Origin of the sequence: Streptomyces calidiresistens (assembly GCF_014141525.1) — a bacterium.
Taxonomy (GTDB): Bacteria; Actinomycetota; Actinomycetes; order Streptomycetales; family Streptomycetaceae; genus Streptomyces; species Streptomyces calidiresistens.
Window position 1 is genome coordinate 1 of sequence record NZ_VKHS01001508.1, and the last position, 533, is coordinate 533.

Annotated in this window: 1 pseudogene; it reads right to left on the reverse strand. The window is 71.7% G+C overall.

The window, feature by feature from the left end:
• Positions 1-496 (reverse strand): annotated as a pseudogene (locus FOE67_RS28050) (STM4015 family protein); the annotation flags it as partial.
• Positions 497-533: the final 37 nt, after the last annotated feature.

Sequence of the window (533 nt, forward strand, 5' to 3'; positions counted from 1 at the left end):
CCCGCCCTCCCATCCCGGCGGTCTCGATCGTGAGGCGCTCCAGTCGCTCGTGCCGTCCCGGCTCCCACGCGAGGCCCTCGCCCCCGCGCACCCGCAGTTCCCGCAGGCCGGGAAAGGCCCGCAGAAGGGGGGTCGGATCGCCCTGCTGGATCCAGGACAGTTCGCTCTCCTCCAGGACGATGTCCCCGAGGAAGAGCGCCTCCAGGGAGGAGAGCCGGGGCGCCGCGCCGACCAGCGTCGCGATCACCTCCTCCGGCCCCTTGTCCCATGTCTCGCCCCAGGTGCCGATGACCAGGGCCCGCACCCGGGACAGGTCCACCCGGGAGGAGAAATCGCCCCAGGCGCCCTCCATGCTGCCGAACACGGCGTTCTCCCCGTACACGTCGGCACGCACCCTCCAGGCCACCGAAGCCGGATCGGGCAGGGGGACGTCCCCACCGACGTGTTCGTGGACCGGCAGACCGTGGAAGTGCCGGACGTGTTCGTTGATGGTCATCTGCGCTCCAGCGGGAGGACGGCGGGAGGGGTGCTGT